Source organism: Aquaspirillum sp. (genome assembly GCF_055136605.1).
In genome coordinates this window covers 21,352-35,072 of record NZ_JBSQVP010000024.1, presented here as the reverse complement: position 1 = coordinate 35,072, position 13,721 = coordinate 21,352, and the positions used below count along the sequence as shown (strand labels likewise).

The window sequence follows — 13,721 nt, the reverse complement described above, 5'->3', positions numbered from 1 at the left end:
CAATCTCGCTTTCCGGTTCGCCGACAAACTGATATTTGGTCAATCCGCCGCTATGGATTTCACCCAGCAGATAGCGAATCTGCTCATCCAGCTCCAGCAACTGGCGGCAGTCGGCCTGATAGGTCTGCAGGCGCTCGGCCAGCTGTTCCAACGCGAACTCGGGCTGGGCCAACCAAGGGCTATGCGGCAGATCGGCCAGCCAGGTGAAGGGGCCTTCGTGGTCGATGCGCTGATGACGCCGTTGCTCGATCTGCCGGTGTTGCTGCTGCAAGGTGGACAGATCCTGTTGCCGCTGCTGCCGCTGCTGGTCCAGAGCACGGTGCCGGTCTGCCGACTGTGCCAGACTGGCGCCGAGTTCGGCGAGCTTTTTCATCAGTGTCTGCAGCCGCGTCTTGCGCTCGGCCTCGCTGTGCTGCAAGTCCTGCATGTGCGTGTAGTCCCGCAACTCGGCATCCAGTTCGGTCAGTTGCTGCTCTAGCGCTTGGCGTTGCTGTTTAACGTTTTCCAGAGCCAGTGCGGTAACCAATTGTTCTTGCAGCTGAGCCTGCTGTTGCTGCAACTCCTGCTGCAATTCGCTCAGTTCCGCCAGGGTCCGTTGCTGATACTGTGTCGGCAGAGCTTCCAGCCGCAGTTGCAGGCCAGGCAAGCTGAATTGCCCGGCATTCGCATCGACCAAGGCCGCAAGCAGGGCCTTGCCATCAAGACGGAAATCTTCGTTGCCCAGGGTCAGTACCGGCTTGGCCAGCACCTTGTTCAGCGCGTTGAGTTGTTCCGTAGATACGACACCGGCCAGTTGCTGATAGAGGTTCTGCCCCTGGGTGCGCAACTCCTGCGCCAGCTGCGCTGACTCCCGTTCGATCCGGGCCAGCTCGCGCTCGATGGCCGCTGGCGTGCGGCTCTGTGCCTGGCCGATCCGTACCACCAACGCATCCCGTTGCGCCAGTAACTCGTGGCGGCGCGCTTCCAGCAAGGCGCGGTCGGGGATCAAGGCAAAACGCTGCTGCAACGCGTGCAACTGTTCGCTTTGTTGGCGGAGCTGCCGTTGTTCCAGTTCGCACTCTTTTTTCTCGCCAGCCGACTGCATATCCTGTTCGCGCAGGCGCTGCAGCTCAGCATTGCACTGCGTCAACTCATGCTGCAAGGTTTGCTGGCGGGTCTCGTAATGTTGTTGCCACTGGCCCAAGGCCTCGTCGATCATGGGCCGCCAGCACAGTAATTTGCCTCGCAGGCTCAGCCGGGCGTTGTGCTTGAGCTCCAGTTCAGCGAGAGTGTCTTTCAGGCGTACGGCGGCCAGGTACTGACTGCGTTCGGCGTTGAGTTCGGCGAAGGCCTTGTCCCACTCCGCCTTGAAGTCGATGCTGGCATCCGGCAGATCGCGGCGGAAAATCTGCAGTAGATAGTCCTTTACCTCGCTGGAGCGCAGTTTGTCCAAGCGCAGCGTGCGGGTCAGCACCCGCTGAAAAACGCTGGCATCGCTGGCATGCTCCAGCCGGAAAACGCAGAAGTCCTGCTGACTGGCGAGCTTGCGGCTACGCCCGCCATAGATCATGTCGGCGAATTCGCTGCTGCTGTAGCTGAACACCCGGCGCCCAAAGCTCGCCAGATGGCTGCCCAGTTGCGGTTGTGCCACCAAGGTGCCATCTGGCAGGCAGAACTCCTCGACCTTCAGCGGCCCGGCATAGGCGAAATACTCGTACTCGAAGCTCACCCCTTTGCCCACGCAACCCAGCACTACGGTGCCGGACTCCGGCAGCGACACCTCCAGCAGCACATAGGCACTGTTGTTGGGGAAATAGAAGCGCCGGCTCTTGTCCACATCGTGCGCCCCGAAATCCATACGGCGGCGGTCGATGATCAGCAGAAACTGCAGGGCATTGATCAGGCTGGTCTTGCCGGTATTGTTGGGCGCTACCAGAGAAACCGCACCATCGAGCGGCAGCTCGGCGCGCGAGTAGCCTGCACTCCCCAGCAGGACCAGACGTTGGAAGCCGTACTGCATTAGGTGTTCTCCTCGTCGTCTGGTGCATCCGCAGTCCAGTCTTTCGCTGCAGGCGTGCTCTCTTCGTCGCCATCGGTCTTGGCCGTCAACGCCAGGCTCTCGAAATGATCGAGGTAGCGGCATACCGCGGGCAGCAGTCGCCAGCCCGCTGGCTCTGCCATGGCAAAGCCCAGGTTGCAGGCGCGGCCCAGCAGCTCCACAAGGGCGTCGGGGTTGAGGCCCTCGGCATCCAGCAGGTCTTGCTGTTGCTTGTAGACCTCGGCCAGCCAAGCGCTGTCGATCAGCCAATCGGTAAAGCGCTGCAGGGCCTTGCCCGCGTTGGCCTGGGCATCGAAGATCACCATGAACAGCAAGGCCAGCTGGCGACTGATCTTGCCGATGTTGCTGTTGGCGTCACTGTTGTGAAACCAGGCAAAGCCCCTGGCATCCAGGCGCAGCTCAAACCCCAGTGCGGCAAACAAGCCGACATAGCTGGCCTCGTGCTGTTCCAGCTCTGCCCACAGCGCGGGCTCGGCCATTCGATTCAGGTGTTTGCCGGAGAGAAACAGGCGGAACAGGTCGGCCAATGCCGGCATTTGCGACAGGGCGGCTGCCAGAGCGTGTGGGATCGTCATTGCGGGATACTCACGCGGTGAGGGTGATGCAGGACGCGAATCGTCTGCAGCGTGGTTTTTTCAGGCAGGCTGGCCGCCTCGAACTGCCAGCCGGGCTCATGTTGCAGGTCATGGAACAGGCGCAGCAGGGTGGCATCCTGCAGGTGGGCGTAATGGTTGTGCAGCCAATCGAGCAGATTTTCCACCGGCAGGCTGCGGGCCAGATGCACACGAATAGCGGCTTCGTCCACCTGCTCCAGCAACGGAACACCATCGCCGGGTTCATCCTGCGGAAAGGCCACCGCCTGCGGCTGGTATTGGCGTGCGGCGGCCATGACCGCCCGTACCTCATCGCCCAATTGCAATTTGAAACCGCGCTCATTGCGCCAGACGGGGAGTGCGGTCTCATCCGCCGGGCGCAACAGTGCGCGACGCAGGCCGCGTTTGCGCACCTGTCCCAACAGCAAGCTGATGGCACTGGTCAGTGCGTTGTGCTGACGCAGCTCTTCGCGCAAGGGGAGCAGTGTATCGGCGCACTGTTGCGCCACCAGCCGCCCAAAGCGCCGCAGCTCCTTGGCCTGGTGCGCCACCTGTCTGAGCTGCAGGCGATGCGAGTACAGCCCGCCTTGAACCGACAGCTGCTCAAAGGCCAGATCCAGCGAGCGCTCGGCGTCTTCCAGGTAACGGTAAAACGTGCCTTGCGGGCCGGTGTCCATCATCTGGTTCATCGGCTCGACGTAGTGGTCATAGGCCTCTAGCACACGCCGGTAGCGCTGGGCGATGGGCATGCTGGCGTCGGCGCTCTTGGCGTCTTCGGCAAGTTCCAGCAGTGCGTGGCGGTCTTGATCCAGTTGCAAGCTGATCTGGCGGAATAGCTCAGCGAGCTTGTTGGCTGCCCCGCGTGCGCGATCCATATCGGCCCCGAGCATCCCTTCATTGAGTGCTTCGGTGGCTTCACGGATCGCTGCAACACGAGCCTGCAGTACGGCAGCCAGGCCCAGCTCATGTTCACGGGTGAGGCAGCGCACGAACTCCAGTACATAGGCATTGAGCTGCAGATCGCTGCTACGCGGCAAGGTTTGCAGGATGTCCGCATTGACCAGGGCACGCAGCACCGCACCCTGCATTTCGGCATCCCGTTGCCCGGATACCTTGGCAATGCCATTCAACACCTGATCGCTGGTCAGCACGGCAAACTCGCGCGACAGCCGCACCAAAAGCTCCACAGTGTCCCAATGGGTGTAAAGCGCGTAGACCAGCGAGCGAGGGTTGGCCATGTCAGTTCAGTCTCCCACCACCGAGCAGGCATGCCCTGTGCGGCATGCTCTCACCCGCCAGCAGCACAGGGCGGCAACACTGCGCATGGCGGCAGCATTGTGGCGACATGTGGGTCACTGTTTGGCAACAAGGTGGCGCTGACAGCTCAAGCGACCGCATGGGTAAATCAACTCCCGTCTAAAGATAGAAGCTTTGTGGTCAGGAAAACCCGCCATATTCCGGTCATTTACAAGGCCGGTTGCACAAACGGCAGTTTGTACAATCCCCCGTTATTCGGCTTTGCCGCCATGCCACGAGAGGGATACCGGCGACGCACTGACGATAGCCCAATTCCTCCCCTGACTCAAGTCAGGGGTTTCCTTGCGGAGGTTCTATGAAAGCATTCAGTGCCGCCGCGATTCGTTTACGGCGCTCTTGCAAGAACGCCTTGTAGTGATCCAGTGCCAGCAGTTCCTCCTCCACCGGGATGCACTGTGCTGCGAATGGTGCTGCACCGTGCTGTGCCACCAGCGGCAACAGGTAGGTCACAGGCGCTTTGTCGCTGATCGCACGATTGGTTTTGCCACCGATGAAAGCCAGGTTGGCGATGTCGTCGGCCTCGCGAGGGGTGTAGCTGCCGCGCAGCAATGCCTTGGGGAAAACGTGATGAAACTGCAAGCGGTGCTGACTGCCCGAGTGGTCCAGAGCAATGGCCAGGTGGCTGCGCCAATCCTTGGCACCTGCCGCACGAAATGCCAGGAACATGGTCTTGAACAGCGCACTGCGCTGGTTGCGCCCCTCCAGCTCTTCCGGCGTGATCTCAAGACGGCCGAACTGCAGACGCAGCCGGTCGATCAGCTCATTGACGCCGCCGCCATTGCGGATGATCGCCAAATCCTGATCCAGAATGGTCTCACTGGAACCTCGGGAGAAACGGCCTTTGACATTGGCGGCCAAGGCCCAGTAGCGCAACTGCTGCGCATCTTCCGTGCTGAGAGCATAGTCGCGGCGGTGTCCAAAGTAAGCCAGTACCACGAGTAAGAAGGGCGATGACAGCAAAGCAGGGCTGTCGATACCCAGATTGCTGCGTGCGAAATTGAGGGCAAATTCCATCCCCTCGCAGGCTTCTCTCCACGCTTGCTGCAGTACTTCTAGGGTCAGGCTGCCGACGGTCAGAAAACGGGATTGCCCGGTGGCAAAGGCCATCAAATTCTTCAGATGCAAACCCAGATCAAGCTCGAAACCATTCTGGGCGCAAGTACTCTGGAAGTCCAAGAAGGTCTGCAACGAGTGCCGCCATTTGGCCGTGATCTGCGCCAGAGCCAGATCGGAGCTGCGCAGCTTGGCGCCCAGCGAGTTGACCCGCACGAAGATTTCCGTGACCTCGTCGTAGGACAGTGTTCGCTCCAGCACGTCCATGCGATACACGTACTTGCGAATGCCACGTAGCCGTGCCAGGCGCTGACTGTATTTCTCGTAACGCGGATCATCAAAGCCACTGATGCCCGCACGTCTGAGGAAAGGCGCATCGCTGTCGGTCTTGAAGACTTCGGATACCTTCACCCACTGCGGCAACTGCTCCAGCTTCCGGGTCGCCACCACGAAGGTCATTTTGTTGAAGCGCGTCAGCAGTTCGTCTTCGCTGGCGTCGGCCTCGTCGCCGCCCAGTTCGCCTTCCTCATCGACCTCGGCGTCATCGCCGTTCTCATCCACTTCGGTCACGACGGCCAGTTGGTCGGGATGCTCCAGATTGAAGAGCAAATCGATGGGCCGACGGCGACCGCGCACCGACACCGGCTCGCCACGAATGACGGCAGACAAGGAGGTCAGACGCTGTTGTCCATCGAGCAACAGGCGGGTGCTCTGATAAGGGTTATTGCTTTGGCTGACGGCAAAGCTTTGCAGGGGCACGGCCTCATCGGTTTCCCACAGCAGAATCGCCCCTGAGGGATAACCCCGATACAGAGAGTCGAGCAAGTCGCGCACGCGCGTGGAGCGCCAGACATACTGCCGCTGCATTTCCGGTAAGCGCAGCTCACCGCGCTCGATCATCGAGACCAGTTCTTCAACGCTGGCTTCAGCCTTGGCCATGGTGCTTCCTTATCCTATCAATCTCACTCAACTGCTGCGGGCGGCTCGGCGGCGGGGATCACCAGCAACAGCTCGGAGTCATCCACCAGCCGGTAAACCGGTCGCTTCCCGGACAGTCGTTCGCTCTGATCCAGAATGATCTGAACCCCCTCGCCGCGCTTGTCCATCATGGCGCTACGCCCTGTGATTTCTTTGTCGGGGTCGGGTACTTGACACTTGGCAAGCAGACTGGTGATAGCTTCGTTTCGCGCAGCCTGGCGGTAGGGAAGGCTCTCCACCGTCATGGTGTTGGGGATGGCGCCTGGCGAATACAGCTCCAGCCGGTCCGCAAACATCCGCAGGCGGATTTTGGCGCCATGGATCGAGTAATCCCGGTGCGCAACGGCATTGACCAGGGCCTCGAAGACGGCGGTCATGTCGTACTGCGGCAGATCGTGCCGGCCCTCATTCTTGGTGGCATAGACCTGCATGTTCTTGCGGACGAAGTGGCAAGCCGCCAGCACCTGGGCATCCAGCGGCCCGGTGATGTCCTGGGCGTCGAGCTGATAGGCCGTGTCGCCTTGCGGCAGCACTTCTGTGCCACGGTATGCCACGGCCTGAATGAAGGCATTCGGCAGCCAGCGGCGGGGGTCTGCGCTCGCCATCAGCACGCCGGCAATGCTTGGCCGAAGTGCGCCGTCGGCGTCGACGCGCGCCATGGCCAGTTTGTCCAGCAGCACCTCGCGCGCATCCTGCACGCGCGGACTGGCAAAACGTTGCCACAAATCATCTGCAAGGTCGTCGAGCGTGGCGCCGGGCACCGGCTGCTCGTCGAAGCGGATGATGCGCGCCTGGCTGCGTTGCTGGAACAAACGCGCCAGATAGTCCGGTGCCATCTCGCGCTTGGCGCTGCCCACGCGGTGCAGATAGCCACCAGGGCTTCTATGTACGAACAGACTGCCCGTGATATCGATCTTCAATACCGGGAAGGGTTCGCCTGAAGTGCTGGGCAGGCTCAGACGCTCGATCACCGGCGCGAGCGGTGGGGTAATGCTGTCCAGGCAAATCTGCCGGACGAAATCCTCCACCAGGTCCAGGCGCTCCAGCGGGATACCGAGCACTTCACGGGTGTCGTCCACGCCGAGCACGCACACACCACCCCGGCTGTTGGCGAAAGCGGCCAGCTCATCGGCCAGCGAATCTTTATGGGGGGCTGACACCTTTTGGCCGGCAAAGCGGACTTCCTTCAACTCCAGATACGAGTCCTCTCCCAGGCGAATCTTGTCGATCAAGTCCGCGATGTTGTCGAACATGTCAAACCTCTCTTCCCAGGCGTTGGTAACGCCGTTCAAAGGCTTCTTCGCCGCCTTCCATCACCTGGCAGACTTCGCGGCGCATGGCCTGATCCTGCAAAGAGCCGGTTTGCTTCACATGGCACTGTTGATTGAAATCCAGCACGTGGATCAACTCCGCATCGCCATTGACCACGATGTTGGGGTTGTGGGTCACGATGATGAGTTGACGGCGCAACTTGTTGCTGCGGATCTGCTGCACGACCAATCCGTAGATCAGGTGGTTATCCAGGTCATCTTCCGGCTGGTCGAGCACCAGTGGCTCGTTGCCGTGCGCCAGCAGGAAGGCCAGCATGGCCGCCGCGCGCTGCCCGGCGGAAGCCTGGCCGATGGATTGAAAGTCCCGCCCGTCTCCCTTGCGGCTGTACTCCACCCGCAAACCGTCTTCGGGGAACCAGCACAGAATGTGATCGATGAATTCCGGGCGCTTGTCGGCTTCCGTCTTCAGGAATTTATTGAACCAGCCGCCAAACTCCGCCTGCCCGCGACAGGCTTGCGACAGGCGTTTCTTCTGCGTCAATAGCGCCTGCTCGAAGGCCGCCGTATCCCATGCGCCCGGCTGCTTGACCAGATCAAGCGTGCCCAGCAGATCGGCCACGAGCCCTTTGAGGGATGCCCCCTCTTGTTCCTGATACAGGTCGTCTGCGTACCTGCCTTCAGCGGCCCCAAGCACTTCCCGCAGGGAGCGCTCGATGCCCTGCGCGTCCCGGCTGTACGGGATCAGTTCGATGCGCACAAAGGGATTGCCTTGCAGCGTTGCCTGCAGAAATGCGCTCCGTTGGGCGCTGATAGTGCGGCGGGCGGATTGCACCTGTTCCAGCAGCGACTTGGCCTTCTCGCGCAACTCGGTGTGCTGCTTCTGCAAGGCTTCCAGCTTCTTCAGCTCGATTTCCAGGCGCTGCTTTTCTTGCACCAGACGACCGTACTCGCTGGGGTCGCTGACACCTTGTTGCTGCAAGTCGGCCTTGAGCTGCTCGTAAGCCGTCTTGGCCGCGCCGATCCGCGCAAACCAGGGCGAAGCCTCCAGTTCACTTCTCAGGACTTGCCCTCGCTCCTGCAGCACGTTTGCCGCGCGCTCGACGTCCTGCTGCGCCTTGGCGATGGCGGCGTGCAGCGCCTGGACAATGCCCAGTGCCGGGCCGTCCTCGAGAGTATCGAACAAGCCTTCAGGCAAGTCTTCCGCCAACAGATCGTCGGCAAGTGCTTTCAAGCGGGTTGCCAGTTCGGCGGAGGCTTCGAACTGGCGTTCCAGCTCGCGGCTTTGCCGGTTGGTGCGCTGATAGTTTTTCAGCAGCGCGGCATGATTGGCGCCCTCGAAGCGGGCCAGCTTGCGCTGAATATCTTGCAGGGCCAGCGTCAACGCTTCACGCCCTTGCAGCTTGCCATCCAGCTCGCGCATCTGCGCCCGTGCGGCCAGGAAGGCACGCTTGGCTTCCTCGAAAGCGGCTTGCTGCGATTGCGTGCCCGCCGCATCGTCAATCACCTTGAGCAGCGCCTGCTGGCTGTCACCGGCCAGCGCGGCGATCTGCCCCTGGCTGAACAGGCGCACCGGAAAGCGTTGCTCGGTGACGGCCTGGCTGACCGAAGGCTTGAAACTGCCCGTCACGGCGTCCCATTCCTCCACCGCGTGACCTTGGCCATCCTGCCGCCATATCAGGCGATAGGGCATGCCATCGCGCTGCACTTGCACACAGAGGCTGGTTTCCGCCCGCAGGCCACCTTCGTCATTGCGGCTCCTGGCAACCTGATTGAAACGCTTGAAGGTCTGTCCTGCTTCTGAGCTGAGCGACAGCTCCTTCTCACGGCGATAGGCCAGGCGCAGTGCATGCACGACGGTCGATTTGCCCGTGCCACGCCCACCGATCAAGGCATTGAAAAATGGATTGAGCGGTAATCGTGCAGGCTTTCCGCACGCCCCCATGTAACGTGCATCTCGAATTTCAATTGACTCGATGAAATGCTCGGGCGTATTGAACGGCGCAAAGCCATTGCTTTCATCGCTGCGCTTGACCGACACCTCCTGCCCATCCAACAACGCAAGACGCAAGCCTTCCAAGCTAGGCCGCGCCATCTTGATCCAGGTGTAGCGCGAACCCGGAACAGCCGTACCTTGGAAGCTGTGGCAATCGCTGCCCACCACGCTGGCAAAGCGCAGTTTCAGTTCATCCAGCACCATCGGCACGGGGCTGGAGGATACGGTCCACTCCAGCGCCAGGATGCCGGGTTCCTGCAAGACAGCCTTGACCGTGTTGGCATCCATCACGCATTTTCGCGTACCAGGCTCGACCTGTAGCAGCCCCTTGTCGCCTTCGACGTGTGCCGGAATGGCCAGGCCACCCGCCGCCAGAATGCGCTCCACCACTTGGGCGGCACCGATTCGGGTGACGCCATCGCTGTCGCCTCGTGTGCCTTGGTAATCAACCTGCGCCAGCAGGTCGCTGATGGTCTGACTGGTGGCGGAGGTGTCGAAGATCGCCAGCAGATGAAAACCACCTTGCACCGAGATTTCCACACCGGGGAAGAGGTACAGCTCACGGAACCCGTCAGGTGGCGTGCCGGCGTCGGCCTCGCGCTTCATCTGCGCATAGGCCACCTTGAGCGAGTCGATCCACTCACCGCTGTTGTGATCGGTGACCGCCACGCAGTCGATTCCGGCGGCCATGTACTTGAGCAGCCAGGCCTGCGGCGTCAACTCATTCGACATGCCGATGGCGGCCGGCCATGCCCGGGTGTCCCTGGAGGCCGGAGTGTGGGTATGGAAATCGAACTTCCACCAGCGTGCGCCGGGGTACGGCCAGGGTTGGCTCATGTTCTTCTCCTGATTGCGGCCATCATTCCTCCGCCTTTATCTCGGACAGAAAACGCATAGTGCAATTCCTCCCGCGATTGAAATCGCGGGAGGAATTGCAGAGACTCTATGAAACATCAGGAAAACGGCTTGGCGACTCAAACGTTAAACAAGAAGTGCATCACATCGCCATCTTGCACAACGTATTCTTTGCCTTCGACGCGCATTTTGCCGGCTTCTTTGGCCTTGGCTTCGCCGCCAAACTGAATAAAGTCGGGATAGCTGATGACTTGGGCGCGGATAAAGCCACGCTCAAAATCGGTGTGAATCACACCGGCGGCTTGAGGCGCGGTATCGCCTTTGTGGATGGTCCAAGCACGCACTTCTTTAACACCGGCAGTGAAATAGGTTTGCAGACCTAATAAATCATAACCAGCACGAATCAGACGATTTAAGCCGGGCTCTTCCAAACCCATTTCCGCCAAAAATTCCGCTTTATCTGCATCATCTAAATCGGCAATTTCCGACTCCATCGCCGCACACAAGGCCACCACTGGCGCACCTTCTTTTGCCGCCAACACTTTCAAACGGTCGAGATGGGGGTTATCGCTAAAACCATCTTCTGCCACGTTCGCCACATACATTGCGGGTTTGATCGTTAACAAGCAGCATGGTTTTAACAACTCGATTTCTTCTGCTTCTAACGACAAACTCCGCACAGGCAAACCTTGGTCGAGATGAGCGCGGACTTTTTCTAAAATGGCAATCAATCGGATCGCTTCTTTATCGCCCGACTTGGCTTTTTTACCATCGCGAATAATCGCTTTTTCCACTGTGGCTAAATCCGCCAGCGCCAGCTCAGTGCCGATGGTTTCAATATCAGCAATCGGGTCAACCTTGCCGGCCACATGCACCACATTATCATCATCAAAACAGCGCACAACATTCACAATGGCATCAGTTTCGCGGATATTGGCCAAAAACTGGTTACCTAAGCCTTCACCACGCGAAGCGCCAGCAACCAAACCAGCGATATCGACAAACTCAACAATCGCGGGTTGTAATTTTTGTGGTTTGACAATCGCGGCCAGCTCAGCCATGCGAGGATCGGGCACTTCAACAATGCCAACATTCGGTTCAATGGTACAAAACGGATAGTTTGCCGCTTCGATGCCGGCTTTTGTGAGGGCGTTAAATAGCGTTGATTTACCCACATTAGGCAAACCCACAATGCCGCATTTCAAACTCATGCTCAAAATCCTTGAGAAGATATCAATTAACAAGACCAGTTTCGATGGTCTATACCACGGCGGATTGTATCATTCGTTCTAAGGAAACAGACGGCAGGAAACGCAGAACGCAAAAAAGCCCAGCGTGTGCTGGGCTTTTCTTAAATTCTGGTGGCGAATCAGGGACTCGAACCCCGGACCTGCGGATTATGATTCCGTCGCTCTAACCAACTGAGCTAATTCGCCAATCGAGGAGTGCATATTAGAACGCTTTAGAGGTGATGTCAAGCCCCTGATGCAGATTTTTCGATCACTTCTGCCGGCCAGCTCAAAATCAGCCGTGCTCCACCTAACGGTGCATCCTCGATCAATACCTGCCCCTGATGGCCTTCCAATACTTTCTGCACAATGGCCAACCCCAAACCATGCCCGCCGGTATGGCGGCTGCGTGCTTCATCTAGACGGGCAAAGGGCCGCAACACTGTTTCACGCGCATGGGCAGGAATCCCCGGCCCATCGTCATCAACCCAAATCTGAGTGTGGCTCTGCTGTTGCACGAGGCGAATTTCAACCGCCGATTCACCATAACGCCGCGCATTATTCACCAAATTCATCACCGCCCGCCCCATGTAATAGGTATCGATAGCAGCAATCGGGTCGTCTTCTCCTGTGAGATTTTGAATGGTAGGCGGTGCTTGTTGCCAGCTCAACTCAGCTAACACCTGCTCTAACCACGGCAACATCGCCACCGGATGCCGTTCAAGGTGCATTTCGGGTTGATCAAGACGACTGAAGATTAACAACTCCTCGGTCATCTCATTTAAGTTGTCTAAATCGCGCTCAATTTGGTGCATGATTTTTTGCGCCAGCGGGTCGGGAGTGGTGCCGCGCAAGGCCTCTAAGCGATAACGCAGGCGTGCAATCGGTGTACGTAAATCGTGCGAAATGCCGTCAATCAGCGTTTTTCGGGTTTGCACCATTTCACCCATACTGCGCGCCATGTGGTTAATGGCTTGTGCCAGATCAGCCAAAGGTGACCTCTCTGGCAGATGAGCACGGGCAGAAAAATGCCCTTGGCCCAGTTGCTGTGACACCACCGACAACTCTCGGGCATGACGTACCAAAGGACGTAGCCATAAAAACGCAGGCACACCCAACGCCAATGTCAGCGATAACACCGCCAACACATCAATCCAATTTAACTTGCGGGCAAAAAACAAATAGTCCACTGGCCCGATGGTCAAGACCGAATCGCTTTTTGGAATACGTTGCACATACACATCGCGCTCTGGCAACAACACAATGCCACCGGCGATTAAAGACCGACTGTGTTCATCATTGAGCACATAACGATCTAACGTTTCAATTGCAATCGGCAAATCCAACCGTTGCCGCAGATGTGCCACCCGCTGTGGCCATTCTTGTTCTGGGACTTCACGCAGTTCAATCTCAATCAGCGTTAATGTTGTCTGAAAAACATCGGCCAAATAACGGCGGTTGTTTTCTTTCAAGACATGCTTATAAATCCCGCCCACGACAAAAGCCGAGAGGAGAAAAAAAGCCAATACCCCAAGATAAAACCGTAAAAAAACACGTTTCATCTATGCCACCGGATCATTGCGCCACGCATCACCAGCAAACAAATAGCCTTTGTGACGAATGGTTTTAATCCGTTTTGGCTCGGCAGGATCGTCGCCCAATTTTTTACGTAAACGCGAAACAGCAACATCAATCGAACGATCCAGCCCATCGTAATGCACGCCACGCAAGGAGAATAATAGATCTTCTCGTGATAACACTTTGCCGGCATGACAGGCTAACAACCAGAGTAAATCGAAATCAGCAGTAGAAAGAGAAATCGACTCACCTGCATAGTGCACACTGCGGTTAATACTGTCGATTTGTAGGCTACCAAAGTCGAGCACAGCCCGAGCATCTTGCTGTCCAGTGGGTGCTTGGATCATGGATACCGGCGTTTGTGTGGTTTGTTGCCGTAGGTGCGCCCGCAACCGCGCCAGCAATACCGAGGGGGGCGTCGTCTTTAATACATAGTCACTCGCCCCTAATTCAAACCCCAAAATCTGGTTCATATCGCTATTGAGCGAGGTCAACATCACAATCGGCCCAGCGTATTTAGGGCGTAACTCGCGACACACAGTCAGACCATCTTTACCCGGCAACATAATATCTAGCATCACCAAATCGGGTGGGTCGGCCAAAATCGCTTCAACAGCGGTATCACCTCGATCAATATGGGTGACATCTAAGCCATAGCTACGCAAATAGTCGCCGATCAATTCGGCCAAGTCGTGGTCGTCTTCGACAAAAACGATGCGCTGCTGCATATCTTTGTTCCACCTTCTGCTTTGATCTGTCGTTTAACCATCGCATTCTAACGCGGCTTGAGCAACACCGGCACAGGGCTGTGCTAAA

At 58.2% G+C, this 13,721-nt stretch carries 9 protein-coding genes and 1 tRNA gene; all 10 read right to left on the bottom strand.

Features of this window, described 5'->3' with window-relative positions:
• The coding region (locus tag ACTBZS_RS05900) for a hypothetical protein (RefSeq protein ID WP_463043549.1) at positions 1-1,999 on the bottom strand (1,999 nt) is incomplete at its 3' end.
• Positions 1,999-2,613, bottom strand: a complete 615-nt coding sequence (locus tag ACTBZS_RS05895) for a condensin complex protein MksE (protein ID WP_463043548.1) — start codon at positions 2,611-2,613, stop codon at positions 1,999-2,001. The genes ACTBZS_RS05900 and ACTBZS_RS05895, both read right to left, overlap by 1 nt.
• Entirely contained in the window at positions 2,610-3,869 is a 1,260-nt protein-coding gene (locus ACTBZS_RS05890; protein ID WP_463043547.1) for a hypothetical protein, read from the bottom strand. Before ACTBZS_RS05890 ends, ACTBZS_RS05895 begins: the two co-directional genes overlap by 4 nt.
• 349 nt (positions 3,870-4,218) lie before the next feature.
• Positions 4,219-5,940 (bottom strand): GmrSD restriction endonuclease domain-containing protein, encoded by a 1,722-nt coding sequence (locus ACTBZS_RS05885; RefSeq protein ID WP_463043546.1) that lies wholly within the window; start codon positions 5,938-5,940, stop codon positions 4,219-4,221.
• Positions 5,941-5,963: 23 nt separating this feature from the next.
• A complete protein-coding gene (locus ACTBZS_RS05880; RefSeq protein WP_463043545.1) occupies positions 5,964-7,232 on the bottom strand; it encodes an ATP-binding protein in 1,269 nt (422 codons plus the stop codon).
• 1 nt (position 7,233) lies between these two features.
• Complete coding sequence (locus ACTBZS_RS05875; RefSeq protein WP_463043544.1) at positions 7,234-10,080, bottom strand: TrlF family AAA-like ATPase; 2,847 nt, start codon at positions 10,078-10,080, stop codon at positions 7,234-7,236.
• Positions 10,081-10,217: 137 nt separating this feature from the next.
• The gene (ychF, locus tag ACTBZS_RS05870) at positions 10,218-11,309 is read right to left on the bottom strand and encodes a redox-regulated ATPase YchF (RefSeq protein ID WP_463043543.1); all 1,092 of its coding nucleotides are present in this window, start codon (positions 11,307-11,309) and stop codon (positions 10,218-10,220) included.
• A 148-nt stretch (positions 11,310-11,457) separates the two neighbouring features.
• A tRNA-Met gene (locus ACTBZS_RS05865) sits at positions 11,458-11,534 on the bottom strand.
• Positions 11,535-11,572: 38 nt separating this feature from the next.
• A complete protein-coding gene (locus tag ACTBZS_RS05860) occupies positions 11,573-12,889 on the bottom strand; it encodes an ATP-binding protein (RefSeq protein WP_463043542.1) in 1,317 nt (438 codons plus the stop codon).
• On the bottom strand, positions 12,890-13,633 hold the full coding sequence (gene rstA / locus ACTBZS_RS05855; RefSeq protein ID WP_460429296.1) for a two-component system response regulator RstA: 744 nt from the start codon (positions 13,631-13,633) through the stop codon (positions 12,890-12,892).
• Positions 13,634-13,721 lie beyond the last annotated feature (88 nt).

Bases quoted from the DNA above. Each gene is read 5' to 3' on its own strand.
- ACTBZS_RS05895 (WP_463043548.1), bottom strand. From the start codon at position 2,613: ATGACGATCCCACACGCTCTGGCAGCCGCCCTGTCGCAAATGCCGGCA.
- ACTBZS_RS05890 (WP_463043547.1), bottom strand. From the start codon at position 3,869: ATGGCCAACCCTCGCTCGCTGGTCTACGCGCTTTACACCCATTGGGAC.
- ACTBZS_RS05885 (WP_463043546.1), bottom strand. From the start codon at position 5,940: ATGGCCAAGGCTGAAGCCAGCGTTGAAGAACTGGTCTCGATGATCGAG.
- ACTBZS_RS05880 (WP_463043545.1), bottom strand. From the start codon at position 7,232: ATGTTCGACAACATCGCGGACTTGATCGACAAGATTCGCCTGGGAGAG.
- ACTBZS_RS05875 (WP_463043544.1), bottom strand. From the start codon at position 10,080: ATGAGCCAACCCTGGCCGTACCCCGGCGCACGCTGGTGGAAGTTCGAT.
- ychF (WP_463043543.1), bottom strand. From the start codon at position 11,309: ATGAGTTTGAAATGCGGCATTGTGGGTTTGCCTAATGTGGGTAAATCA.
- ACTBZS_RS05860 (WP_463043542.1), bottom strand. From the start codon at position 12,889: ATGAAACGTGTTTTTTTACGGTTTTATCTTGGGGTATTGGCTTTTTTT.
- rstA (WP_460429296.1), bottom strand. From the start codon at position 13,633: ATGCAGCAGCGCATCGTTTTTGTCGAAGACGACCACGACTTGGCCGAA.